This is a genomic window from Pleurocapsa minor HA4230-MV1, assembly GCA_019359095.1.
GTDB lineage: Bacteria > Cyanobacteriota > Cyanobacteriia > Cyanobacteriales > Xenococcaceae > Waterburya > Waterburya minor.
This window is the reverse complement of sequence record JAHHHZ010000029.1, coordinates 14797-40234: the sequence shown is the minus strand read 5'-3', so window position 1 is coordinate 40234 and position 25438 is coordinate 14797. Positions and strand designations below refer to the sequence as shown.

General features: G+C 38.9%; 26 protein-coding genes. 15 read left to right on the top strand and 11 right to left on the bottom strand.

All coding sequences use genetic code 11. From position 1 onward, the window contains the following. Positions 1-55: 55 nt before the first annotated feature. The 3 genes from KME09_20770 (at position 56) to KME09_20760 (ending at position 4513) form a co-directional block, all read left to right on the top strand. Complete coding sequence (locus KME09_20770; protein MBW4536374.1) at positions 56-1531, top strand: multicopper oxidase family protein; 1476 nt, start codon at positions 56-58, stop codon at positions 1529-1531. A 227-nt stretch (positions 1532-1758) separates the two neighbouring features. After that, complete coding sequence (locus KME09_20765; protein ID MBW4536373.1) at positions 1759-2334, top strand: DUF305 domain-containing protein; 576 nt, start codon at positions 1759-1761, stop codon at positions 2332-2334. Between the two features lie 481 nt (positions 2335-2815). Beyond that, the gene (locus tag KME09_20760; protein ID MBW4536372.1) at positions 2816-4513 is read left to right on the top strand and encodes an efflux RND transporter periplasmic adaptor subunit; all 1698 of its coding nucleotides are present in this window, start codon (positions 2816-2818) and stop codon (positions 4511-4513) included. 159 nt (positions 4514-4672) lie between these two features. On the opposite strand, the gene KME09_20755 is transcribed toward KME09_20760, so the two are convergent. Further along, the gene (locus KME09_20755; protein ID MBW4536371.1) at positions 4673-4849 is read right to left on the bottom strand and encodes a hypothetical protein; all 177 of its coding nucleotides are present in this window, start codon (positions 4847-4849) and stop codon (positions 4673-4675) included. Positions 4850-5147: 298 nt separating this feature from the next. Here KME09_20755 and KME09_20750 point away from each other — a divergent pair, with 298 nt between their 5' ends. Continuing rightward, on the top strand, positions 5148-5753 hold the full coding sequence (locus KME09_20750; GenBank protein MBW4536370.1) for a Uma2 family endonuclease: 606 nt from the start codon (positions 5148-5150) through the stop codon (positions 5751-5753). 117 nt (positions 5754-5870) lie between these two features. Here KME09_20750 and KME09_20745 read toward each other — a convergent pair whose 3' ends face one another. The 5 genes from KME09_20745 to KME09_20725 form a co-directional block, all read right to left on the bottom strand. Next, positions 5871-6449: a DUF305 domain-containing protein gene (locus KME09_20745; GenBank protein MBW4536369.1), complete on the bottom strand. Its 579-nt coding sequence runs from the start codon at positions 6447-6449 to the stop codon at positions 5871-5873. 107 nt (positions 6450-6556) lie between these two features. Continuing rightward, complete coding sequence (gene fldA / locus KME09_20740; GenBank protein MBW4536368.1) at positions 6557-7069, bottom strand: flavodoxin FldA; 513 nt, start codon at positions 7067-7069, stop codon at positions 6557-6559. A gap of 147 nt (positions 7070-7216) precedes the next feature. Further along, positions 7217-7564, bottom strand: a complete 348-nt coding sequence (locus KME09_20735; GenBank protein ID MBW4536367.1) for a four-helix bundle copper-binding protein — start codon at positions 7562-7564, stop codon at positions 7217-7219. Between the two features lie 242 nt (positions 7565-7806). Further along, entirely contained in the window at positions 7807-8394 is a 588-nt protein-coding gene (locus KME09_20730; GenBank protein MBW4536366.1) for a hypothetical protein, read from the bottom strand. 69 nt (positions 8395-8463) lie between these two features. Further along, positions 8464-8682, bottom strand: a complete 219-nt coding sequence (locus KME09_20725) for a hypothetical protein (protein ID MBW4536365.1) — start codon at positions 8680-8682, stop codon at positions 8464-8466. A gap of 1281 nt (positions 8683-9963) precedes the next feature. Here KME09_20725 and KME09_20720 point away from each other — a divergent pair. The 9 genes from KME09_20720 to KME09_20680 all read left to right on the top strand — a co-directional run bounded on the left by KME09_20720 (position 9964) and on the right by KME09_20680 (position 21148). Beyond that, the gene (locus KME09_20720; protein ID MBW4536364.1) at positions 9964-13089 is read left to right on the top strand and encodes an efflux RND transporter permease subunit; all 3126 of its coding nucleotides are present in this window, start codon (positions 9964-9966) and stop codon (positions 13087-13089) included. Positions 13090-13252: 163 nt separating this feature from the next. Next, on the top strand, positions 13253-13729 hold the full coding sequence (locus KME09_20715) for a hypothetical protein (GenBank protein ID MBW4536363.1): 477 nt from the start codon (positions 13253-13255) through the stop codon (positions 13727-13729). A 373-nt stretch (positions 13730-14102) separates the two neighbouring features. Continuing rightward, on the top strand, positions 14103-14588 hold the full coding sequence (locus KME09_20710) for a hypothetical protein (GenBank protein ID MBW4536362.1): 486 nt from the start codon (positions 14103-14105) through the stop codon (positions 14586-14588). Between the two features lie 98 nt (positions 14589-14686). Beyond that, positions 14687-15166 carry a hypothetical protein gene (locus tag KME09_20705; GenBank protein ID MBW4536361.1) on the top strand — a complete coding sequence of 160 codons (480 nt, stop codon included), beginning with the start codon at positions 14687-14689 and terminating at the stop codon, positions 15164-15166. A gap of 204 nt (positions 15167-15370) precedes the next feature. Beyond that, a complete protein-coding gene (locus KME09_20700; protein ID MBW4536360.1) occupies positions 15371-16765 on the top strand; it encodes a TolC family protein in 1395 nt (464 codons plus the stop codon). A gap of 19 nt (positions 16766-16784) precedes the next feature. Further along, on the top strand, positions 16785-17480 hold the full coding sequence (locus tag KME09_20695) for a response regulator transcription factor (GenBank protein ID MBW4536359.1): 696 nt from the start codon (positions 16785-16787) through the stop codon (positions 17478-17480). Next, positions 17480-18835 (top strand): HAMP domain-containing histidine kinase, encoded by a 1356-nt coding sequence (locus KME09_20690; protein ID MBW4536358.1) that lies wholly within the window; start codon positions 17480-17482, stop codon positions 18833-18835. The genes KME09_20695 and KME09_20690 overlap by 1 nt, the downstream gene beginning before the upstream one ends. 343 nt (positions 18836-19178) lie before the next feature. Beyond that, positions 19179-20009, top strand: coding sequence for a methyltransferase (locus tag KME09_20685; GenBank protein MBW4536357.1), 831 nt, complete (start codon positions 19179-19181; stop codon positions 20007-20009). A gap of 77 nt (positions 20010-20086) precedes the next feature. Beyond that, positions 20087-21148 (top strand): IS630 family transposase, encoded by a 1062-nt coding sequence (locus tag KME09_20680; protein MBW4536356.1) that lies wholly within the window; start codon positions 20087-20089, stop codon positions 21146-21148. Positions 21149-21718: 570 nt separating this feature from the next. Here KME09_20680 and KME09_20675 read toward each other — a convergent pair. The 4 genes from KME09_20675 to KME09_20660 form a co-directional block, all read right to left on the bottom strand. Beyond that, positions 21719-22669, bottom strand: a complete 951-nt coding sequence (locus KME09_20675) for a tyrosine-type recombinase/integrase (protein ID MBW4536355.1) — start codon at positions 22667-22669, stop codon at positions 21719-21721. Positions 22670-23077: 408 nt separating this feature from the next. Next, a complete protein-coding gene (locus KME09_20670; protein MBW4536354.1) occupies positions 23078-23281 on the bottom strand; it encodes a hypothetical protein in 204 nt (67 codons plus the stop codon). Then, positions 23278-23799 carry a GNAT family N-acetyltransferase gene (locus tag KME09_20665; protein MBW4536353.1) on the bottom strand — a complete coding sequence of 174 codons (522 nt, stop codon included), beginning with the start codon at positions 23797-23799 and terminating at the stop codon, positions 23278-23280. The genes KME09_20670 and KME09_20665 overlap by 4 nt, the downstream gene beginning before the upstream one ends. After that, complete coding sequence (locus KME09_20660) at positions 23789-24073, bottom strand: DUF1778 domain-containing protein (protein ID MBW4536352.1); 285 nt, start codon at positions 24071-24073, stop codon at positions 23789-23791. The genes KME09_20665 and KME09_20660 overlap by 11 nt, the downstream gene beginning before the upstream one ends. 259 nt (positions 24074-24332) lie before the next feature. Between KME09_20660 and KME09_20655 the strand changes: the two genes are divergently transcribed. Together KME09_20655 and KME09_20650 are read left to right on the top strand one after the other, a co-directional pair. Next, positions 24333-24557, top strand: a complete 225-nt coding sequence (locus KME09_20655; protein MBW4536351.1) for an AbrB/MazE/SpoVT family DNA-binding domain-containing protein — start codon at positions 24333-24335, stop codon at positions 24555-24557. Beyond that, complete coding sequence (locus tag KME09_20650; GenBank protein MBW4536350.1) at positions 24554-24943, top strand: type II toxin-antitoxin system death-on-curing family toxin; 390 nt, start codon at positions 24554-24556, stop codon at positions 24941-24943. The genes KME09_20655 and KME09_20650 overlap by 4 nt, the downstream gene beginning before the upstream one ends. 195 nt (positions 24944-25138) lie before the next feature. Here the strand turns inward: KME09_20650 and KME09_20645 are convergent, their stop codons facing one another. Then, positions 25139-25342, bottom strand: a complete 204-nt coding sequence (locus KME09_20645; GenBank protein ID MBW4536349.1) for a cold-shock protein — start codon at positions 25340-25342, stop codon at positions 25139-25141. Positions 25343-25438 lie beyond the last annotated feature (96 nt).

The window sequence follows — 25438 nt, the reverse complement described above, 5'->3', positions numbered from 1 at the left end:
ATTTTGGTGTGAAAAACTTAGTGTGTAGTGTATGAGATGCACTTTCTAACCAACCATGTCAAAAATTAACCGTCGCCAGTTTCTCATCCTCACTGCTGCTGGTGCAATCGCCACATCAGCTACTAGCTGGGCAATTGGGAAAAACAAAATAACTCCGAATCAAACCAAAACCTTGCCTGCTAAACTTTACAAGAGTTCTAACGGTTTGCTAGAATTTAATCTTACAGCGAGTTCGACCCGCATCGATCTAGGAGGCAAGCCAGCCTATCTGTTAACCTACAACGGACAAATCCCCGCACCTCGCTTGGAAGCAAAAGCAGGCGATACCGTTCGCATTCGCTTCACCAACAATCTTTCTCAGCCTACTAACTTACACTATCACGGGCTACACGTTACTCCCACTGGCAATGCAGACAACGCTTTTCTGGATATTCCGTCAGGAGAGAGTTTAACTTATGAATTTACTCTTCCCAAAAATCACCCATCTGGAACATTCTGGTATCATCCCCATCGTCATAAATTTGTTGCCGAGCAAGTATTCGGTGGTTTAGCGGGTTTATTTATAATTCGCGGTGACTTGGATGAAATTCCCGAACTAAAAGCTGCCAAAGAAAAATTTTTGGTTTTACAAGATTTTGCTTTAGATGGTAGCGGACGGATTCAAGCTCCCAATCACATGGACATGATGAGGGGGCGCGAAGGGCAGCTAATGACAGTTAACGGTCAAGTCAATCCCCAATTAGCGATCGCCCGTGGTGGTTTGCTACGTCTACGAATCCTCAATGCTTCTCCCTCTCGCTTCTACCGACTCGCTTTGGAAAATCATCCTTTTTACTTAATTGCCACAGACGGAGGAGCAATAGGCACACCTATAGAACTCAAAGAACTACTGCTTTCACCTGGAGAAAGGGCAGAAGTTTTGGTACGAGGAGATAGAGAATCAGGACAGTATCGCCTCATGAATTTATTCTATGATCGAGGGGGAATGGAAATGATGGAAATGATGGGTGGTGGTATGGGCATGATGCAGGAAAATACCCAAACAAAGCCTCAAGTTTTGGCAACACTCACATATCAAGGTTCTGTTTCTCCTCTTCCTTTGCCCCAACAACTCATTTCTGTGGAGGAACTACCAAAACCAAAGACAGTAAGGCATATTGAATTATCAATGGAAGAAGAAATGACTCCAGGTATGGGTATGACTTTTACCTTTAACGGAGAAGCTTTCGATCCCAATCGAGTAGATACTCAAGTTCAACTCAATACAGTTGAAGACTGGGAATTAGTCAACGTTGATCCAGATGGTATGGCTCACCCTTTTCATCTGCACGTCAATCCCTTTCAAGTGGTATCTCGTAATGGGAAGCCAGAACCCTACCGCGCTTGGAAAGATACGGTGTTAGTCAAAGGGAATGAAACTGTCCGCATTCGCATTCGGTTCCGCGATTTTGCTGGCAAAGCTGTTTACCACTGTCACATTTTAGACCATGAAGATCTCGGCATGATGGGAATTGTTGAGATGAAAGGTTAACCTAAAAGCTATATATTTCATCTCGATTTCATATTCGTATGTAATTCTGAACTATTGAGTAATCATATTCGATTCTAATATCTATGCAAGCAATTTTGACTAAAACTAGATTAATAGCCTTAACATTTATCGGTGCAACTACCCTAACGGTTGCCTGTTCTCCAGCCATTTCTAACCAAACCCCAGCCTTAAATACTAATGCCACCGAAGCTAGTAACAAGCAAGACATGAAACAGAATGACGGTGGAATGTCGCACGATATGATGCAAGGTGATGGTGGGATGCAGCACGATATGTCGATGGACATAGGGCCTGCTGATGCGGACTACGATTTACGTTTCATCGACAGCATGGTTATGCACCATCAAGGGGCTATGAATATGGCTGAAGAAGCACTGCAAAAATCGCAGCGTCCTGAAATGAAAAAATTAGCCCAAGATATCATTGCTGCTCAGAAACAAGAAATAGCGCAAATGAAACAGTGGCGTACAAGTTGGTATCCTAATGCCGATCAAACTCCTATGGCTTGGAGTGCAGAGATGGGTCACATGATGGCAATGTCTGAAGATATGGAGCAAAGTATGATGATGAGCATGGATTTAGGGGAAGCCGATGCTGATTTTGATCTGCGTTTTATTGATGCCATGATTCCTCATCATGAAGGTGCGCTGATGATGGCGGAAGATGCTTTGAGTAAAACCAAGCGTCCTGAGATCGAGAAACTAGCTCAAGATATTTTAAGTTCTCAACAGCAAGAAATCGAGCAGATGAAACAATGGCGTAAGGATTGGTACAAACAATAAAAGCTGGCGATCGCTTTTGAAATAAAAGAGATACAGATAATTAGAATATTATCAGAAAAGAATCTACACTCAAACCAACGTTAGAAAGAATCTGAGCGTTTTCTAAGAGGTCATTCTCTGGCAATGCTTCATTAACCTGAGTGACTAACTCTATGTTGAAACATGTAACTTGACAAATATCACTTGGTTTGGTTTTGGTCACAAATTTTGACGGCAGGAGTTTCACAACTCAATTCTAGCTGCCTATCGCTAATGTACCAATACATCTTACAGATAATTTCTAAAATTCCTTATTCAAATTTCATCTTTATTTCATATAGCTGTGAAAAACTAGTCAATAAAGCAGTGTTTTTTGGCTAGTTAAAAACTTTTTTTAGTAATTACCATATATCTAAACTACAAAAAACTCAATACATATAATACAAATATTTTTGCGCTCGCCAATGTTAACCCGTTCGCTCATCACTTAAGGATCTTGACTATGACCATTACTCGTTATCTGTTTCGCTTGCCTAATTCCCTCACCCGTAGTACTGGAGTAATCTTGAGTTTAATTTTAATAACCGCTCCTACTTCTGTTCTGGCTCACGCCGGACATGGGAACGAATTTCAAGGCGGAGATTCTCAACAAGAAGCTTCAGATTCGATCCAAGTTGACGATCAAACCGCCAAAAGTTTGGGAATAAAAGTCGAACCAGTTACCAGTCAACGTCTTGACATTAGCATTAAAACGACTGGACAAATTGAAGCTCTACCCAGCCAACAAGTAGAAGTTACATCGCCAATTCCTGGAAAAGTAAACGAGTTATTAGTAGAACCTGGGGCATACGTAAAAGCAGGACAGCCTGTAGCGGTAATTGCCAGTCCTGACTTGATTGAGTTGCGCGTCAGTTCCCAAGAAAAACAAGCTCAAGCCAAAGCCGAATTACAACAAACACAAGCCGATTTAGATTTAGCCCAACAAAACTATCAACGTCAAGTTGAAATTGCCAAAGCCGAATTACAACAAGCGCAAACCCAAGTAGCAGTAGCACAAGAACAATACGATCGCGATCGAGAACTAGCAAACAAAGGAGTTATTCCCCGTCGGCAAATGCTCGAATCTCAAGCCAAGCTAGCAGAAACCAAAGCCCAACTTACCACAGCTTCGAGTCAAAGAGAAGTTTTGGCGGCTCAAAACCAACTCAAACGCTCTCAGTCGTCTCTTGAAGCAGCTAATTCTCTTCTACAGCTGAGCAATACTACTTATCAAGCTCGACTGCAACAACTAGGTACAGAAGCAAACGATCGAGGACTGGCGATAATAACAGCACCTATTTCTGGTCGAGTTAGCGATCGCGAAGTTACTTTAGGTCAAGCCTTTCAAGATGCAGGAGGCCAGCTGATGACAATTATCGATGACACCACCGTATTTGCCACGGCTAATATTTACGAACAAGATTTAGATAAAGTTAAACAGGGTCAACAAGTCAGAGCCAAAGTAGCTTCCTTGAGCGATCGCGCTTTTATCGGCAAGATTGCGGTAATTGGTTCGATAGTCGAAGGAGAAACTCGCGTTGTCCCAGTTAAAGCCCAATTAAGCAATAATAACGGTACTCTCAAACCAGGAATGTTTGCCGAATTAGAAGTAATGACTACTAAAGCAGATACAACAGCTACAGTCATTCCCAGTTCGGCAATAGTTGATGCAGAAGGTAAAAAACTAGTTTATTTGCAGAACGGCGACTCTTTTCAATCTGTCGAAGTCAATCTCGGTCAAACTTCTGGAGATTTGGTAGAAGTCAAAAGCGGTCTTTTTGAAGGAGATTTAGTAGTTACTCAGCGTGCGCCGCAGCTTTACGCTCAATCTCTACGAGGAGGCAGTAAAGAAGAAACAGCAACCAAGCCAGAGGGAGGGGCTGACGAAGCGAAAAAATCTCAAGAAAGTCAATCTAGCAGCACTACTTTAGAAGAGCAACTCCCTTTATGGTTGTTAGGCGCAACAGGAGGAGGCGTAATTGGTGTGAGTGCTTTCTTAGCAGGTGGTTATTTTACTAGTCGCCGCCATCGATCGCGCAAAGAAGATAAAGCAACGTCCTATGAAACAGAAATCTATCTAAACAATCATCATCAAACTTCAACTTTATCTTCCTCGATTGATTCTGCCGAAGAACACGAAGAGTTCCAAAAACCAAACTAAGAGTTTTTCTAGCTCTTAATTGATTAATAATATTGCCAAGTGGATAATCGCCGGTTAGTTATTATCGCTCGAAAGCGATCGCCTCGAGCGAGTTTTTTAGAAAAAAAGCGATCTCTATTATGTTTAGTTTTTAATCGATAATTTTCTACTAACTACCATTCAGCTAGAGTGCTGCATTTGGTTCATCTGTTTACAACAACCACATGGGCTGTTTTGGTCGGTATTGCGATCGGGCTGTCGATCTTGAGCCAAACTAGCACCAGCAGTTAGCATGAGAACCGCAACAGCTACACTAGCAGCTTTTAAAGCGGGTTGAGCAGATAATTTTTGAAACATGATTAAATCTCCTATTTATTTAATTAAAGTGGCGAAAATTTGCATGGAACGAGCGAATCGAGCCTAAACATCGCCTAAAGAACTGTATTCAGTGTAGGGTCTACAGCTAACTATAGAGTCAAGACTATTATTCATATTTTGGTAAAAAATATGACACAAACCGAAGTTAAAGCTTTACAAGAACAATTAATCAAAATAGGCGAATTAGCCAAACAAATGTAGTTTCTTCAGGGTAAAGCAGTCAGGTTAATGCTAGAATAAATTTCTATATGGATTAACTTACAGAAAAATCAGCACTTTGTTAATCAATATTCAATTACCCATAAATGCAGAAATTCTCCACGGTCAAGATCAAACGCTGAGTTGGGCGGGAATGACTTGGGCTGAGTATGAGAAATTTGATTCAGAAGAATACTTAGGTTATCGAGTTTCCTATTTTAACGGAGTAATTACTTTAGTGTCTCCCAGCAAAAATCACGAAAGAATTGCTGCCACAATTTCTATTCTCATCATCGCTTATTGTAGAAAATTAAACTTGCTTTATTTTCCCATGAGATCGACCAGGTTGAGCAATAAACCTGACGCGGGAAAAGAGCCAGATGTTAGCTTTGCTTTCGGTACAGATAAAGAGCTTCCAGATTTAGCGATCGAAGTCATTTTTTCTAGCGGTGGGATTGACGATCTTAAAAAGTATCAATCTATTGGCATTAAAGAAGTATGGTTTTGGCAAGATAACAAAATTGTTTTCTATCAATTAAACACTAATGGTTATACAGAGATATCTACTAGTATCTCTTTGCCCAACTTAGCTGCTGATACTTTGGAATCTTTTGTGAATCGAGGGTTTACCGAAAGTCCTTTAACTATCGAGTCAGATTTTATCAAACAGATAGCAAACAATTAACTAGAATTGATCGCCACATAAGGTGGATTTGTTTAATGTTTGTATGATGATATAAGCTTCAGTCCACAAAAAATTAAGGTTGAAGCTTAGAATGACAATAAAGAGATGAAAAAACTATTAATTGCTAGCTACATTTAGCAGCCTTTGCATCTGAGCAATTTCTTCACTTTGACTCTTAATAATATTTTGAGCTAGTTGACGAATTTCAGGTCGTTTTGCACTATTAACAACCATCCCAGCCATCATTGTCGCTGCTTGATGGTGACGTGTCATCTGACGCAAAAATTCTCGATCGAAATCTGATGCATTTCTTAGTGCATTTATCATATCTGCATTCATCATATCTCGCTTCTGCATAGACATCATCATTCCCTGCCCCATATTGCGATCGGGAACTGAAGTTCCATACCACTGTCTATACCATGCTTGCATCTGTTCGATTTCGCGATTTTGGTTTTTGACGATTGATTCAGCCAACTTTTTGATTTCAGGATTTTTGGCTTTGTTTAACGCCATCTGAGCCATTTCCATAGCTCCTCGATGATGGGGAATCATCATCTCAATAAATGTTTTATCTACTTCAGCATTCATTCCCATATTACGATCCATGGGACTTGTGTTTTCTGAAGGTGGAGTTTGCGTTAGCTTTTGTTCTTCTGCTTTGGCACTGTTGAGTACGCTGTTTGTTATCAACATTAGAAGAGCATAAATTGCTAATTTTTTCATTGTTTTATTTGCTAGTTTTTATTAACGAAGTTGTTAAAAATAGACGGCATTACCAAAAACCAAACAAGCTCAATATTCTAGCCACTAAATTCTTGCTTTAGTTGGGCAACCCAGGCTTTGATTCGTTTTTCGGTTAAATCGGATTGATTGTCTTCATCCAGAGCCAGACCGATAAATTTGCCATCGTGGAGGGCTTTAGAATCACTAAACTCATAACCCTCTGTAGACCAATAACCAACAGTTTCGCCACCGAGTTCTGAAATTTTCTCTTCTAAAATACCTATTGCATCCTGAAAAGTATCGGGATAGCCTACCTGGTCTCCTGCACCAAAATAAGCCACTTTTTTACCAGTTAAATCAATGTTATCTAACTCCTCGTAATAGTTATCCCAGTCATCTTGCAGTTCGCCAACATTCCAAGTTGGACAACCAATAATTATGTAGTCGTATGTGTTAAAATCACTTGCCTCTGCTCTAGAAATATCGATTAAATCTACAACACTATCGCCACCAAATTCTTTTTGGATTGTCTCAGCTTCGGTTTGAGTGTTACTAGTTTGAGTACCGTAAAATAAACCAACTTTAGCCATTTTTTCTCCTATTTATAATTTATAAGTAGCTTGTTAATCAAAGAGGATAAAGTCGGAACGCCAGAATGAATAAAGCCAATATCAAAGTAATTAGCATGACGCTCCGACTCAATTATTTTTACTCGCTCAAAGACATAAAAACGAGGATTATGCCATTGCTGCTGCCATTTGTCGGCAAGACTCGGCACAACGACGGCAAGATGTAGCACAACGTTTACAGTGTTCGTGGTCGTGTTTCTCACATTCAGCAGCACAGCGCGTGCAAGCTTCTGCACAAACTCCGCACAATTGGGCGTGAAGGTCGGAATTACGAGACATAAAGCGAGCGCAGATGTCGCAAGTATCAGCACAGTCCCGACACAGTTTGATACATTGAGCCATCATTTGTACCATATCGCTGTCTAAACAGGCAGTGGCACAATTTTCACAAGCGCGCAGGCAATCAAAACAAGCTTGAATACAAGTTTCAAGTTGGGATTGATGAGTTGCTGTCATGATTTAACTCCTATTAATTAAAGTAAAGTAATAAACACACATGATTCAGTTTTCATGTTGTCTGTGTTTACACTAATCAAATAGCAGTATCGATCCCTCTCTCTTCTGGCTTAATCTAGATTTCATTCCTTTGCCATACAAGCATTTCATCTCAATTTCATTTAGGCGTGCTAAGCGATTTTATTAATATTGATCGAGCTACGAAAATAGCATTGTTTTTAATAGTTATTCTGTAACTAAAATTAGTGATGACGTTGCTGATGAATTGGTTTTGACTGTTCCGAAGTACTACTGTAACCTCTAAGCTTATTGTAGTCATCAATTTGTTCTGGCTTAAGCAGAGGCTTAATTTGAAGATGAGCCATCAAATGAATCGCACGAAACTGACTATACAGCTTGCCTAACTCTTCTATATTTGTTTGCATCTCGGTTTCATTAATCTTATCACTGGCAAAAGCAGTACTAAGTTGTTTTTCGAGATTAACAATTTGTTGTCCAACTCCTTTAGCATCCGTTTGCATTTGCTTAAACACAGTCTCGATTTGGAGAATCTGATTAGAAGATAGCTTTAGTTCTCGATTTAGATCGAGGATATGACGAGGGCCTGGATAACCATTCAATTCTGCCATACGTGCGTAACCCGCACCTCGTCCGTTAAGTAGATCGTTGACTTCAAGAGTAGTTAATCCGCGAATTGGACTATCGAGTTGCGTTGCATAAGGCGAAAGATTTGATTGTTGAGGTTGAGTATAGCCAAAACGCGAACTAAGAACAACGAGCGACGCAACTAAGGAGAAAAATCCCAGGAAAAACAGTATTTTTTTGAACATGAACAGCCTATACTCCTAATTTGTTAATTGTTTTATTTACTAGCTTTTATTAACGAATTTAATTAAAGTTTAAACATTTTCAGTTGACCAAGAAACGATGCTAGCAATTACTAAAGGAATAATCACCAAACATAATTTTAAGATCCAAGGAGCGCAAAATAACGTCACCACAGAAAACGTTAACGACGTAAATCGTGTTGCAGCCCTAAATACATCATCTTGGATTTTATAACTAATGTATAAAGCGATCGCTGCGACTAATAAAGTTACTAATGAAAGAGCAAGCATTTGTTTTTTTCGCTTATTTTGCCTAAACTATGGTATTTGTAGCCATTTTTAATCATCGATTATTGCTTTAATCTTGATGTGTTTAAGTAGCTAAAGTGAATAAAGCTAATTTTGAGAATTAGAAGTTAGAAAATTGTAATTAATTTAAACATGATTCAGTTTAATTATGTTTGTCTGCTTACTAATTTTTCTAAATATTTAATTTGTTTTTTTTAATTCAAGAGATAAAGAGGAAAACATTGGATTTTGCTGAAGTAAGGTTGTTTTTAACTACTGCTCTATATTTGTCCAAGATTCTTCCTTAGTAATAACGCTAGTCTCGATAAAGTTTTTAATTTGCTAGTAAATCGGAATAAAGTCGGGATAATTAATGGAAGAAAAATTATTTTTATAAGTATAATACACATCAATTTGCATTAGCGAATCTTGACTTTTTTGTATAAAATTTGCAGGAAAATTAAAATGCCAAGATTCTTTTTCTCAACTACTGTAAGTTTGAGTTACAGTGGTTGAGCGATGATAAGAGTATTCTTGATTGGGATAAACTGCCAAAGTAATAGTTACTGAAGACAATTCAGTATTTTGTTGGATAATTTTTTGAGTTAAATAGTAGTTGACTATTTCCCAATAATCAGTTTCACTAGGATAATTTTGCAGTAGAGATTGTACTTGTTTAAATATACTTTTTTATAAGAAATTAAACTAGTTTTTTCTAAAAAAGAACTATATTGAATACTGATGTCTAAGATATTAATTCCTTGATGTCTAATTAAATAATTTTCGAAGGTAAATTTAGTATTTGTTTGAGACGAATGATTTTTTGCTAAAATTGCAGTCTTCTCTAATACAAAATTTCTATATTCAAAAGTAATGTTTTGTGCTGCTAATACATCAATGCTGAAAAGATTTATAATAATTACAAAAAATAAAAACTTGCTAGTTTTAATTATTCTCATAAACATCAGATCGACTGGATTGTATTTGACTATATCTAAATTCTTATTGTTTCAATCGCCGATAAAATCAAAATGAAATTTCGTGCCGTTTTTAAATCTAAATTTGATAAATTAAATTAATTAAATCTCTTAATAACTGTAAAGCTAGCGGATGTTAAACTTTTTCGCGAACAAATTTTCTTATAAAATTTTGTGCAGAAACAAGAGCGAATTTTAAACAAGATTAAGTATTTTCGTGCCAACAATCAAACTTCAGTTAGAATTTCATCTTCATTTCATCTTGGAATGTCATTCTAAGTAGAGTCAGTCGTAAATTAAATTTTTCATGCTCAACTCTATTCTCAAATGGTCGATAATCCAACGCTGGCTGGTAGTTATAGGAGCCATTGTCGTCACAATCTGGAGTTCGTATAATCTCACCAAAATGCCTTTAGATGTCTTTCCTGACTTTGCCCCTCCACAGGTAGAAATCCAAACAGAAGCCCCAGGACTCGCTCCTGAAGAGGTTGAATCGCTAATTACTCTGCCGATTGAAAGTACGGTCAATGGTACGCCTGGCGTAGAAACAGTGCGTTCTTCTTCTGCGGTGGGCATCTCCGTGGTCAAAGTAATCTTCAAGTGGGGGACAAATATTTATCAAGCACGTCAGTTGGTAACGGAGCGATTGCAACAGATAGTGCAAAAATTACCAGAAGGCGTTGAAAATCCGCAAATTTCCCCTATTTCTTCTCCGATTGGTACAGTCGTTCAGTACGCCTTCACGGCTCAAACGACTCCACTCATGGAGGTGCGACGCTTAATTGATCGCGATGTAACTAATCGATTGCTAGCTATACCAGGGATTTCTCAAATCATTGCCTATGGGGGAGATGTGCGCCAATATCAGGTATTGGTCGATCCAGCTAAGTTAAAAGCTTTTAATATTACCTTAGATGAAGTAACCACAGCAGCTAGAGGAGCTAATGTTAATGCAGCAGGCGGTTTTTTGATTAATCCCGACCAAGAAATTATTATTCGTGGCATGGGACGCATTGAGTCAATCGAGCAATTGGTAAATTCGGCGATAACCGCTCGTAATGGCACACCCGTGTTACTTAAAGATATAGCAGACGTGAAAATTGGAGCTGCTTTGAAGCGTGGGGATGGCAGTTTAAATGGTCAGTCAGCTATTGTTGTGATGATTAATAAACAACCTCAATACGATACTCCTACCGTTACCAGAGAGATTGAAATGGCGATAGAAGAGGTCAAAGCTGGACTACCCAAAGATGTAACAGTAACGGAAACTTTTCGTCAGGAAAATTTTATTGAATTTGCAATCGAAAACGTTACTGGTTCTCTGCGTGACGGAATTATTATTGTTTCGATTATCCTATTATTATTTTTGATGAACTGGCGCACTGCCATTATTACCCTCAGCGCAATTCCTTTATCGGTTTTGATTGGAATGCTGATTTTAAGCTGGTTCGGTCAGGGAATTAATACTATGACTTTAGGTGGTTTAGCAGTGGCAATTGGTTCGGTAGTAGATGACTCGATTGTCGATATGGAAAATGCTTATCGAGGTTTGCGAAAGAATCAGTTGGCAGAAAATCCCGTGCATCCTTTTCAAGTGGTTTACGACACCTCAGTAGAAGTACGAGTCAGCGTTATTTTTTCCACAGTCATTATTGCGGTTGTCTTTGCACCTATTTTTTCGCTGACGGGAGTAGAAGGTCGCATTTTTGCGCCGATGGGTGTTGCTTACTTAGTATCAATTTTTGCTTCTACCCTGGTGGCAATGACCCTATCTCCAGCACTGTGCGCGATTTTGCTAACCAAGCGACCTTTGCCATCGGATGATACTTGGGTTAGTGCTTTATCGCAACGAATTTATCGACCTCTGCTTAATTTTGCTACCCGTTCCCCCAACATTATTTTAGTAGTAGCAGGAGCTTCTTTAGTCGCTTCTTTGGCAATTCTGCCAAGTTTAGGACGGGTATTTTTACCAGAATTTGAAGAACCATCATTGGTGAATACGATGCTGCTTTATCCAGGAAGTTCTTTGGAAGCGACAAATCAGGCTGGAATAGTAATGCAGGATGCCCTCAAAGAAGATAAGCGATTCAAAACTGTACAGCTAAGGGCTGGACGCGCCTCAGGGGATGCTGATGCAGGCGGAGTCAACCTGGGTCATTTAGATGTAGAATTGAGCGAAGAGGGATTGAAAGATAGAGAAGGGAGTATTGACAAGTTACGAGAGGAATTTGCGAGAATTCCTGGAGTCGCTCCTAACATTGGCGGATTTATTTCCCACCGCATGGATGAAGTATTGTCTGGAGTCAGAAGTGCGATCGCAATTAAAGTTTTTGGTCCTGATTTGAAAGAATTACGTCGTTTGGGTTCTGAGGTAGAAGAAACTGTACAAGATATTGAGGGGCTGGTAGATTTACAACTTGAACCCCAAGTACCTATCAAACAGGTACAAATTCAATTTAACCGAGAAGCAGCTGCACGCTACGGATTAAGCGTCGGTAATCTAGCTGAGATGGTGGAAACAGCACTCAATGGAACAGTCGTCTCTCAAGTTCTCCAAGAACAGCAATTGTTTGACTTGGTGGTTTGGTTGCGTGAAGAAGCTCGCAACAACTTAGACGTAATCCGTAATTTATTAATCGATACACCTACAGGTCAAAAAATTCCCCTCGCTCAAGTTGCCAACATTGATTATGGAACGGGACCTAACACAATTAATCGAGAAAATGTTTCTCGTTTAATCGTTGTTTCTGCCAATGTATCGGGTCGAGACTTAGGTTCAGTCGTAGACGAAATTCAAGAGCGTGTAGGTCAGTCGGTGCAGTTGCCTACAGGCTATTTTATTCAATACGGCGGTCAATTTGAATCGGAACAACGAGCAAGTCAGAATTTATTAATCTATGGGGGACTAGCACTTATCGTAATCGCAGTTTTAATGTATTTCGCTGTAAAATCTTTGGGAGCTATGCTGATGATTATGATTAACCTGCCTCTGGCATTAGTAGGAGGGATATTTTCTATTGCCATAGGAGGAGGAATAATATCTGTAGCCTCGCTAGTGGGATTTATTACTTTATTCGGAGTGGCAACACGCAACGGATTGCTGCTGGTGGATAACTATAACAATAAACTAGCAGGGGGAATGCCTTTACGGCAGGTCATTTTTGAGGGTTCTATGGAACGTTTAGTAGCTATTTTGATGACAGCGTTGACTTCTGCTTTGGGAATGATTCCGTTGGTTATCGGCACGGGTGCGGGAAAAGAAATTTTGCGACCTCTAGCTGTCGTGGTACTGGGAGGGTTGGTTACTTCTACTGCATTAACTTTGTTAGTCTTACCCGCCTTGTACGCTAAGTTTGGCAAGTTCTTGATACCCAAGCCGAATACGTCGGTCGTTGAGGATGGTAAGGTAATTTCGGAGGTAATTAAAATCTAAAAATTCTGGTTTCATTAATAACGTAGAAGCTTCGCTAACGCAATTGCATATCTTCGCGCAAATGATAAAACTTCTGCTAAAATTTCATCTTCATTTCATTTTGGAATGTCATTCTAAGTAGAATCTGTTGTAAATTCAATTTTCTAAATAAGGAGGAAGTAACTTGAAATTATCTAGATTAATTTTAATTAGTTTAAGTATTTTCGGAATTTCATTAGTCTATAGTAACGTCGCTCAAGGTAAAGATTTAAATAACTCTTCTACAAATTCTTTATCCCAAGTTGATACTTCAATTATTGCCAATAGTAATAAAGATGATAGTGGTGAATCTCTTGGAGGACAAGTAGTCGAATCAGGTCCTTATCATTTAGAATTTGTACCTGAGAAAGAGTCAAATGGAACTCACTTAGACTTGTACTTACAAAAAGGTGATACTCACGAAGCTATTCCTAATGCGAAAGTAACGGCTCTAGTTCAGTCACCTGATGGCAAACAACAAAGTCTAAATCTCACTTATGATGCTGAAGAAAAACATTACACGGTTTTATTTCCTGGTACGACAATTGGTCAATATCAAGTTAAAATAACCGCAGATGCTAGTGGAGAAAACGTAAACGGTCGTTTTAGTTTTCAGCAATGATATTTTCTTAGCTGAAAATGTCAGCGCTCAAGATAATTCAATGGCAATGCCAGAGTTATAATTGATACTTTTTGAATTAACTTTCCATGAAAGCTAATATATATTTAAAACTAATAGTTTAATTAATAGCTAAGTTGGTATTTTTTACACCTTTGTAACGAACCCGTTTTTAATAATGAGATTAAAACGGGGTTTTCTTTTTAGTAAAAACCCTATTTTCAAATAAGTAAGTCTTAAGAGAAAAATTAAATCTTTAGGTAAAAAATCTAAATTTCATCTTGATTTCATTTTCATCAGTCAATTTAGTAGATCTAAAGATTCATGAAATAAACGTGAATCTAAAGTAAAAAATCTTTACTTCTTAAGACTCAAGATGAAAAAACAACTTATTTTTACTATAGCTACAACTGTTGCTTTTACAGTTTTAAGCTCTGCTACTTTTGCCTATTCAACTAGAGAAAAATCAACCGTTCCTTATCTTGTAGGCTCTACTCAATCTCCTCAAACAAGATGGTCAAATGTGAGACATACCTTTAGAATTCAAATTCCTGAAACTAGTTCTGCTGTTTCTCAAGTAAAAGTTATTTTATCTCCAGGAGTTACTGTCAAAAACGATATTACAGTACATGATCGATCTGGGAAAGAGATAGCAACTAACTCTAATGTTGGTGATGATGCAGTAATTATTAATTTTACTGAACCACTTAAGTCAACAAACGAGATTGAAATTGACATGAATAAAGTAATTCTTTCAAGACTTCATCGCAACTCTTGGAGCTATCGAATCAAAACAAAGCTTGCCGATACCGAAACAGAATTAGATCTTGGCGTTACCCAAATTCGTAATTTTCAACGCTAAAAAACATACAAAAAACTGAAATTTCACTTCGATTTCATTTAGCTTTGTCAAACTAATAAATAAGAACCAATAAAGTTAATTATTTCAAGGAATAAATCATGAAAAAGCTAATTTCTACTGTTGCATTTACCTTAATTGCCATATCTTTACCAGCTACAGCTTGGGCAAGCGGAAAGTCAGATTATCCTGATGCTAACCATCTTTTTGATAGTGCAGCAATTCCCAGTAATGCTCGTATTCAAAACGCTACTCATAACTTTAAAGTTCATGTTCAAAAAACCCCTATTTCGGAGCTTTCGATCTATTTACCAGAAAAAGTAAGTCTTTCTAAAGATATTGAAGTAACAGATGTAACTGGTCAAAAAATTGATGCTCAAGCTTCTATTAATAGCGGAAAAGCAACTATCGCTTTTACTCAAGCAGTTGCTCCTGATACGGTTCTAAAAGTTAATTTACGTGGTGTTAGAACTACAGGTTTCGATCAAAGTTTGCTGTATAGAGTTTATAGCAAACCAGTAGGGTTGACAGCAGAAATTCCACTCGGAACGGCTGAAGTTCGTACTTACTCATCAAATTAAAATTTACTTATGAAAAAAGTAAAGTAAATTATCCTTATCGATTATTGTTTTCAGACTCTAACTTGTAGTTAGGGTCTAATTTTGTGGAAATTTCATCTCGATTTCATCTAATTATGTCAATCTGTCTAATTAGAGGGGAATTTAAGCACTTAATTACTTTCCTTAACTTAAAAAAATTTCATTTCAATAGTCGCTCGAAAGTTTATGTCTTTGTCTCGAAAGTTAATTATTATAGGTGTTGGTGTAGGAATTAGTTTTAGTCAATTAGAATCAGTTTTTGCTCAAAGCAAATCTCCTTCGGAAGCTGACTCTCAAGAACAGCAGCAGAAAAATAATTCTCTACAACTTCCGACTTCCCCTAATCAGGTAAAAATTCAACAAGTGCGATCGCTTAGTCTCAAACAAGCACTAGAACTAGCAGCACAAAATAATCGAGATTTACAGATTGCTGCCTTAACCTTGGAGCGATCGCGTTCGGCTCTACAACAAGCTCAAGCAGCTTTACTGCCAACTTTCGGAGTAAACGGAGAACTCAGACAGGTTGGCGACCAAGAAAGACCTGGAGACATAATTTTCGAGCCAGAATCTGCTTCCCCTACTTTTTTGAGCGGTACAGTAGAAGCTAATTACAACCTGTTTACTTTGGGCAAGCGATCGGCACAAATTAATGCTGCTCAGGAACAAGTAAAATTCGAGCAGTTAGAATTAACAAGAATTCGCCAACAAACTAGACTAGACGTTGCCAACGCCTATTACGATTTGCAGGAAGCCGACGAACAAGTAAAAATCAACCAAGCTGCTGTGGAAAACGCTCGAATCGGTCTGCGTGATGCCCAATTGTTAGAAGAAGGAGGAACGGGAAGTAAACTAGATACGATTAGGGCTTCAGTGCAGTTGAAAAATGCCGAACAAGACTTAACTCAAGCTCAAACCGATCGAGATTTAGCCACCGATAAGCTAACCAGAATTTTAGGTTTGCCTGAAACAATTGATGTTGCTGCTGCCGAGCCAGTACAAACAGCAGGTCAATGGAATCGCTCTTTAGAAGAAAGTATTATTCTAGCTTTTCAAAATCGAGCAGAATTAAAACAGCAGTCAATACAGCGCAATATTAGCTCTCAACAACGACAAATAGCTTTAGCTGAGGTCAGACCAACTGTGAGTTTATTTGCCAATTATCAAGCATTAAGCGAACTAAGTAATAAAGATGCAGATGGCTATGCAGCAGGGGCTAGAGTCGCCTGGAATTTCTTTGATGGTGGAACGGCATCAGCAGCAGCAAAACAGGAAGATGCTAACGTTAGGATTGCCGAAACTCTCTTTGCCGATACCCGTAGCCAAATTCGTTGGGAAATCGAACAAGCTTACAAAAATCTGATGGCGAATGCTAAGAATATTGAAACGGCAACTGCTGCTCTAGAACAAGCACAAGAAGCACTGGAGTTAATTAGCTTTGGCTATCGTCGAGGTGCAACTACTCAATTAGAAGTAAACACAGCACAAAATGAATTGACCAACGCTGCTGGCAATAGAGTAAAAGCAATTTTGAACTACAATCGCTCTTTGACCTCGCTAAAAAGAGCAATTAACGATTTATAGCCGAATTTACCGTAATAAGATGAGAATTTTACTAGTTGAAGACGAACCAAACTTAGGTGCTGCCATCGAACGCACTTTAAAACATCATAAATACATAGTCGATTGGGTAAAAAATGGTAATGACGCTTGGAGTTACCTAGAAAGTAATTGGACGCAATACACCTTAGCGATTTTCGATTGGTTGGTGCCAGGTTTGTCGGGAATCGAACTGCTTAAAAAGTTGCGTGCTAAAAATAATCCCTTACCAGTCTTAATGCTCACCGCTAGAGATCGCATGGAGGATAAGGTGACTGGATTAGATGCGGGTGCAGACGATTATCTAATCAAACCTTTTGGTATGGCAGAATTATTGGCACGTTTGCGAGCATTACAGAGGCGATCGCCCCAAATTCAGCCTCAACACTTAGAATTAGGAAAATTGAGCCTAGATTATGGCAGCCAGACTGTTTATCATTTGACACCAAAAGGCGATAAAGAAAAGGTTTTGTTAACCAATAAGGAGTTTCAATTACTAGAGTATTTCATGAAACGTCCGAATCAAATTGTCACTAGCGACCAGATTCGTAATCAACTGTGGTCAATGGATGCAGAATCTTTTAGCAATGTTGTAGCCGCTCAAGTGCGCTTACTTAGACGTAAGTTAGAAGCAGTCTCTTGCTCCAATTTAATTGAAACTTTACGCGGTTTGGGATACAGGTTTAACCTAGACAAATGATGAGACAAAATAAGCTGTTTAATAATACTCGTACTTCTCTAGCTCTCTGGTATGCAGGAGTAATGGGATTGATTTTGAGTCTGCTGGGAATGGGAGTTTACAAAGCTATCTCTCACGCTCATTGGGTAGCCCTCGACAACGAATTAGAATCTGTAGCGGGAACTCTGCACGATAGTCTGGAGCTAAAATTGAAGCAGCCAGGACAAATCGAACCAATTATCAAAGAACTTTTACCCAATCTTTGTATAGTGGGAACTAGTTGTATAACCGATCGTTTTAACTCGCAACGTCATATTCTTTCTGCTGTTGATCGAGGTAATTACTATGCTCGCTTGTACGATACGTCAGGACGCTTAATCGCTATTGCTGGAGATTATCCAGAAGGTTTGCCCCAATCGTTAAACACAGAATCCTGGCAAACTCTTAGCGATCGCACCAATAATATTTATCACCAAATTTCTCTCTCGCTACATACTCAAATAAGAGAAGATTGGGGATATTTTCAAGTTGGACGCAGCTTGAAAGATTTTGAAGATTATCTCGATCAAGTAAAATTAGTTCTGCTATTAGGATTACCAACTTCATTAATTCTCGTAGCTATTGCTAGCTGGTGGCTAGCTGGTTTAGCAATGCAACCAATTTACCGCTCTTATCAACAGATTGAACAGTTTACAGCAGATGCTGCACATGAACTGAGAACCCCTTTAGCCGCCACGCAAGCAACGGTAGAATCAGCACTGTTAGTCGATTTAGATCCACAAGAAACTAAAGACATTTTAACTACGATCGAGCGAGAAAATAAAAGATTGATTCAACTGGTTGGAGATCTGCTAATGTTAGCTCGGATGGACAGAAAAGCAATTCCTTTACGCCGTCAACTTTTTTGTTTAAACGATTTGGTTAGTGATTTAGTAGAGGAATTAGAACCATTGGCGATCGCTAATCAAATAACGCTGACGAATGAATTTAGGGTGAAAAAATCTTTAAACGTAAGTGGTGACTGCGACCAGTTATATCGCCTAGTTTATAATTTGATCGTCAATGCTATTCAACACACCCCTTCCGATGGTCGAGTTACGGTTATTTTAGAGCGCGATGCCTCTGATGCTCTAATTAAAGTTAAAGATACGGGAATTGGTATTGCCCCAGAACATCAAAAAAAGATTTTCGATCGCTTCTATCGGATACAGAGCGATCGCTCTCGTAACACTGGTGGTTCGGGGTTGGGGTTGGCGCTCGCACAATCCATAGCGCGAGCGCATTCCTTTGAGTTAAGTGTCCGCAGCGAACTGGGTCAAGGCAGTACCTTCATTTTTCAACTTCCTCTAGCTGTAGCGTGTAACTTTCAGAAATAAGTGGCGTAATATCTGCTTAGCAAAATTATTAAACACAATTAAGACAAAAGATCTTGCTATCTTCTACTCTATTCGCACCCATACCCCTATTCATAAGTGATAAATATTAAAAAACAACCCTATTGGAAGGTTTTCTATGCAGCTACAGCAAAAAAATGGACAGCCTAACGTAGATATCAAAGCAAGAATGGCATTACTGCAAATGTCCAGCGGTTACTGGATTACGCAGTAGCTTTACGCTGCTGCTAAATTAGGGATTGCCGATTTACTCAAAGATGGTGCGCAAAATTGCGATCGCTTAGCCAATCTTACCAACACTGATGCCCGCGCCCTATATCGATTGATGCGCGCCCTAGCTAGTGTGGGAGTTTTCGCCGAATCAGAATCTGGAGACTTTAGTTTAACTCCCATCGCTCAAGGACTCCGTAGCGATATTCCTGGCTCAATGAGGGACTCGATTTTGCTGGGAGGAGGGGAATATTATCAAGCTTGGGGGAACTTACTTCATAGCCTGGAAACTGGTGAGAACGGATTTGAGCAAGAATATGGAATGCCTGTTTTTGACTACTATGGTCAGAATGCCGAATCGGGTGAAGTATTTGATCGCGCCATGAAAAATATTTCTGGAGCAATTAAACCTGCAATTGTTAACGGCTATGATTTTTCGGGAATTACCAAGTTAGTCGATGTTGGTGGTGGTAACGGCAGTCTAATTGCCGCAATCTTGAAAGCTAATCCCCAACTTCAGGGTATCCTATTCGATCAACCTAGTGCGATCGCCACTGCTAAATCAGTATTAGAGGCTGATGGGGTAAGCGATCGCACGGAGATAATTGGGGGTAATTTCTTCGAGTCCGTGCCTAGTGGTGCAGATGCTTACTTTTTAAAATACGTGCTGCATAATTGGGATGACCAAGAGGCGATCGCTATTCTCCATAACTGTCATCGTGCCATGTCAGAAGACGGCAGGCTATTAATTGTAGAACAGGTCATTCCCCCTGGTAACGAGCCATTTTCAGGCAAGTTAATCGATCTACATATGCTAGTAACGTTGGGTGGCCGTGAGCGTACCGCAGCAGAATATCAATCGTTATTTGAAGCTGCTGGCTTTAGCTTGAATAAAATTATTCCTACTCGCTCCAACGTCAGCATTATTGAAGGTATGCGGATGTAACACTAACCAGTAATTATACCAATTTCCAAAAGTAATGAGAGACTTGGTAAAATAACTAAAATACAAAATGTTTCTCTATGTCTGGAGTACCTAAGATAGAAATAATAGAATCAGTAGAAGAACTAAAATTACTGATGAAGCAGCAAAAAACTAGTTTAGGGTATGCCAAAGTACAAAGTCTCTATCTTTTAAAGATTAAATTAGTAGAAAATATCAACTATTTAGCAGTAATAATAGGTCGAGGAGAATCAACTATTCATCGCTGGCTACAATTATACAAGCAGGGAGGATTAGATTCACTTTTAGAAGAACCGCCAAAAACAGGAAGACCTAAAAAACTAAATATCGAAACTGTAGCTAAAATTCAACAAGAGCTATCTGAACCCGAAGGATTTATTAGTTATCAAGAGATACAATTGTGGCTTTTAGCTTGTCAAGATCTAGAAATAAGTTATTCTACAATACATAGAATCGTCAGATACGAATTGCAGAGCAAGTTAAAACTACCACGTCCGACTCATGAGAAACAAGCTTTTGGAGTCGTCGAAGCATTTAAACAGTTTTTACCTAAAAGAATTGAAGGGATAGTTAGAGATATTAGAGATACATGGCTTGAGCGACGAGAAATAGCCTATTGGTGTCAAGACGAAACGAGAATCGGTTTTAGAACTGAATCGGGTAAGAAAATTACTTTGAAGGGAGTAAAACCGCAGCAAACTCTTCAATGGCATTACGACTATTATTATGTTTATGGACTAATTGAGCCAATTAGCGGCAGAAGTTTTTTCTACGAGTTTTCTCATTTTAATTCAGATTGCATGGAAATATTTCTAGAAAAGTTTCAACAAGAAAATCAAGAGAAGATACATATTATTCAATTGGACAATGCACCGATTCATACAGCCAAAAAATTAAACGTACCAGATAATGTTATTTTATTATTTCAGCCTCCCTATTCTCCAGAGGTAAATCCAATTGAAAGAGTGTGGCAATATATTAAATATCGTTTGCGATCGCTCTGGTTTATTAATCTAGATGATGTTAAGGAAAAAGTGGCTAACATCTTGAAGTCTTTAGACCTAGAAGTGGTTGTTTCTTTAGCTAACTGGAAATGTTTTACTGATGCCTTATCTCTCTAGCTACTTTTGAAAATTGGTATTAGTCTAGGAATTCGGCGATCGACCGAGCTAATTACTGGTATTTAAAAGCAAAGCGACTTACCTCTAAATAAAGGGTAGTGTTGCAAAAACTTGAAGCAAAAATGTAGTAATTTTTAATTACTGTGTGTTGTGACTGTTTGATAAATTCAAAACAACCTACAGGACTTACAGGGTGCGGACGCATCTTAAAGCAGTCACTTATGGGGGAAACCACGGGGCTTATGAACGCCTGGGGCAACCCCAGGCGACAGTTCCTCTTCAAATGCCGACACTTTTTACCTGAAATTATTTGGCTTTGGTGATTTTATGTATGACTTACAAAATGTTTCTGTTCGTGCCTTTAAGCTTTTTTAATTTCACTAAACATCTTAAAATTAAGAAATCAGACTTTGATTCGTCAACGCCACATGCAAGAATAGCGATTGTTTGATTGATTTCTAATTCTAAGCAATTTCAGAGAAAAATCAAGTGGTACAGATTACCTAGTAACTTTTATCAAAGATAATTACCATTATCAGTGTTTGACTAAAATTAGACGAAAAAAGTAAATTAAGACAGATCGAGCTTTTCTTCTACCGCTGCGCCTGGATTATGTTCCCAGCGATCGCCGACGTGAGCATAGATGGAAGTAGTCCTGGGATCGGCATGACCCAGCAAATCCTGCACCTGTCTCAAGTCCGAACCAGTTCTCAACGCCAACGTACCAGCAGTATGTCTGAGGCTATGAGCCGAGAGAGTCCGTCCATCTGTATGCTTCAAATTACATTCAACTAAATAGCGATCGATTATCGCTCTAATGCTGCGTCTCGATAGCTGCTGGTTCTTGCTGTTATTGCTTAGAGAGACGAAGACAAAATCTTCAGGTTTTATCTTTCGTCTCAAAACTTTCCTTCTCATTTGAAGATATTCATCCAGCCAAAGGGCTAGGTTATCGGTTAATGGCACGATTCTACTGGCTCTTTTCGCTGATACCTGTAGTCCAGTTTTAATGCCTTGCCTAACAATATCTGACACTTTAAGCTGGTGCATCTCTACCGTCCTGCATCCTTCTAAACTCATAATGCCAACCAAGACGCGATCGCGCAGCAATACCAATTTTTGTTTATTAGTTTTGGCTTCGTTCAGTTGAGATTGAATATAGTCAAGTAAAAACTTTAATTCCTCTGCCTCCATAAAGGTAATTCTGGCAGCAGGGTCTTTCCTATCTTTAGGTGCTTTAACTTTGGCTGCGGGATTACTGGTAATTAATCCATAAGCCTGTGCTGCTTTATAGAAAATTCTGACGATATTAAGCTTAGTGGCAATTGTCGAGTTAGCATATCCCGACTCTACCAGATGTTGACGGTAGAGCTTGATATCCTCTGGTTCTGCCTCCACAGGTGAGAGTAAATTATCTCGGCACCATTCCAAATACTGTTTGGTTACGGATAGATACGAACGTATGGTATCAGAGGACGCTGCACCATCTCCTACTTCCAGTTGAAGAAACTTGGCAAATATATCTTCTAGAGTAACTACTTCTGGCTGGACAACTTCAACCGCTTCTTGAAGCGATGGCTGCGCGGGCGAATGCCCGCTAGTCGTCGTGGGGAAGAGCCGAGATCAATGTAAAATAGTGCAAGATGGGTGATAAAGCTATATACAGCAGTGGTTTCAGCAATTAAGATATTTTTTTGATTTTGGCGATCTTTAACAACGAAATAATGGGCTTTTCAGGCTTCAATATTGGCAACAGATAATTTGTTATATTTGTCTACTTCAAAAAACATTGCCGAAAAAGAACGTTGAGTAGGTTGATTCTTCAAAGCTAAAACCATTGATAAATCCTGCTTCTGAGGTTAAGACTTTGCCGAGAAGGATGTGTTTTAGGCAATGTTTGAAAGGTCAAGATATGACCTTTTTGCATAACTAATTCTGAAAGCTATGTATAGCATGGGATAGAGGTCTATCTTGCACTATTTTACATTGATCTCGGCTTGCGCCCGTCGTAAGACGACGATCTAGATCTACGCTACGCGCTGCGGGGAAACCCCCAAGACCGCCTCGCTCCGCTTGCTCGACTACGATTGGAGATGAAATCGATTCTGCCACGGGAACAATTTCTATTTTCACAACTTAAATTCTCGTTTAATAGTTTTCAATGGTAGAAACAGGGATAGGGGACTATTTTCAAAAGGGATGAATTCATGCTTGAGATAGAATCGCTTTGCGTTCTCATCGATCGCATCTACCCTGACAGCATAAATCCCGATTTCTGATGAGGCTCTAACTATCCGAAGCAAAGCATCGACCAATAACTCAGTTCCCAATCCCTCTCCCTGACAGGAAACATCTACAGCTAGTCTGCCTATTAATGCTGCTGGGACTGGATAGGCTGGCAACTTTTGAGCGTGGGCTACATCTCCAGGTAATGATAAGAAATCTATGACGCTAGAGCTTATAGTATAGTAGCCATCAATTATAAGAGGCTTATCTGGTTGAGTAGCAACAAAAGCTTTGTTAATTCCCTTAGCATCGTTTTGTCGCGCATACCTACTCAAATATTGATTCAGTTCATCGTTGCCACAGTCAAATTCAGATCGCTTATGCTTTTTTTGGATTGGTACGAAGTCCCAGCGACTAGTCTCCATACTTCTCTTTGTAATTAGCTATAGCTGACTTCAACTTTCCTTTTAGTTTTGGTGGGTTTTCCAAAGCAGAAAGAAATAAGTCGCGATCGCGATTAGAAAGCGTCAATTTCTCTTGATTTTTAATATCTTGTTGGGCAAGAGGTAACAAATGAAGAAGAGTATAGGCACTTAATGAAACTCCTTTAATTGAAGCGGCCTGTTCTAGCAGTGCTTTTTGTTCTCCTGTAACTCTTAGATCGATACGGCTATCCTTGGCTATTGGTGTTTCACTCATAACTGAACTATTTATAAGTCTTTGCTAATACAGTTTATCATAGACACGGAAGAAATACGTACATTTAACTTTACCTCCGATTATTTCACTAATAAGAAGTAAAATAAAACGGTAGTGCTATGTATCTCAAAACTTACAGTGTTTTGAGAGATTTTTATTTTAGACAAGAGTAAATTGATATGCAATTGATACGCTATTATTGAGATTCTTATAAGATGAGACTATGTTATTATAATGATTGTTATAATTCAATAAATTTATGTATACGCTTAAGTTAACAACGATAGGCTCCTCAACAGGGGTAGTAATTCCAGTAGAAATGCTTAAAAGTATGAAATTAGAGAAAGGGGATTCTTTGTATGCAGTTGAGACACCTGAAGGATACATAGTAAGTCCATATAATCCATTCGTAGAGAATCAGATAAAACAGGGTCGTGCCTTCATCAAGCAGAATCGAGAAGTTTTCAAAGCTTTAGCTGAGTGAGTGGGCCTATTTGGATCGATGCGAATGCTTTGCGTTTGCTACATGGAGAAAGTCTTGCCGAATTCGGTGGGCTTTCAGGCATGAGAGATGAGGGTTTGTTTTTGTCTGCTTTAGCTCGTCCGCAAAATCTTTTTGCTTATGAGGAGGTGACAAACACTTCTAGGTTAGCTGCGGCATATGCTTATGGTCTTGCCAGAAATCATCCTTTTAATGATGGTAATAAACGTGTCGCTTTTTTGGCTATTGGTATGTTTTTGGCGATTAATGGTTTCTTATTAAAAGTAGAGCCAACAGAAGCAGTAAATACAATGCTGGCTTTGGCTACTGGAGATTTAACAGAATTAGATCTTGCCAGTTGGATTGAAAAATTTATCGTCAAAGCTTGAGTCAAAGCTTGAGTGTAGTGTTGGTTGACTCGTGATAATTTTTCCTTTCATGTACGTTTTCAAGTTAACTAGCATATTTTGCTCTTTTGTTTTTTGCCCTTACCCTGGTTAGTCAACGTTTAATTCAAAATAGTCAAGCCTGTTTGATGTTAGTTTCAATCAAACAGGCTCGAAATATTAAATTTGGAAGCAAGATCAATTTGGAATAACGTTTACCGCACAGGGCCCTTTCTTGCCTTGTCCGACCTCGTATTCTACTTTCTGTCCCTCATTGAGAGTAGTATCGCGATCGCCTTGAATTTCCGAAGCATGAACAAAAAGATCTTTGCCTCCGTCATCTTGAAGTATAAAACCAAAGCCTTTTTCCTCATTGAAGAACTTTACAGTACCCGTACTCATACAGTTTTCTCTTTACTAAATAAATAATCCAGTAGCTCGAAGTGTATCGCAAAAACAACTAGCATGTTCTTTCATTGCACCGCACAAGACAAAGAG